Origin of the sequence: Bradyrhizobium sp. Leo170, assembly GCF_004296405.1 — a bacterium.
Taxonomy (GTDB): domain Bacteria; phylum Pseudomonadota; class Alphaproteobacteria; order Rhizobiales; family Xanthobacteraceae; genus Bradyrhizobium.
In genome coordinates, this window is record NZ_PSRR01000833.1 from 1 (window position 1) to 629 (window position 629).

Sequence of the window (629 nt, forward strand, 5' to 3'; positions counted from 1 at the left end):
GGCCTGCGCCTGCGCTGGGGCGGCGGCAACGGACCCGCTAGGCGGCGGCGCAGCGGAGGCGGTGGCGGTTCCAGGCGGCGGACCGCCCGGCATCACCACCACGCGGGTGCCGACCTTCACGCGATCGAAGAGGTCGGAGACGTCCTCATTCAGCATGCCGATGCAGCCCGACGAGACGAACTTGCCGATCGTCGACGGCTGGTTGGTGCCGTGGATACGGTACACGGTCGAGCCGAGATACATCGCGCGCGCGCCGAGCGGATTGCCGGGGCCGCCGGCCATGAAGCGCGGCAGATAGGGCTGACGCTCGATCATCTCGGTCGGCGGATACCAGTCCGGCCACTCCGCCTTGCGGCTGATCTTCTGCACGCCGGTCCAGGTGAAGCCGTCGCGGCCGACGCGAACGCCGTAGCGGACCGCGCGGCCGCCGCCCAGGATGTAGTAGAGGTAGGTGTTCGACGTATCGACCACGATGGTGCCTGCCGGCTCCTTGGTCGCGAACGAGACTTCCTGGCGGCGTAGGTTCGGCGGCAATTGCACGGGAGCGGCTTCCGGCTGCTCTTCCGGCGGCAGCGCCGCGACCGTCATCGGCCTGCCGTCGCTGCCGACCTGGGGGCTGCTGCGGCACG

Annotated in this window: 1 protein-coding gene; it reads right to left on the minus strand. The window is 70.4% G+C overall.

Features of this window, described 5'->3' with window-relative positions:
- On the minus strand, window positions 1-629 hold a 629-nt coding region (locus CWO89_RS44980; protein WP_130584471.1), incomplete at both ends, for a L,D-transpeptidase.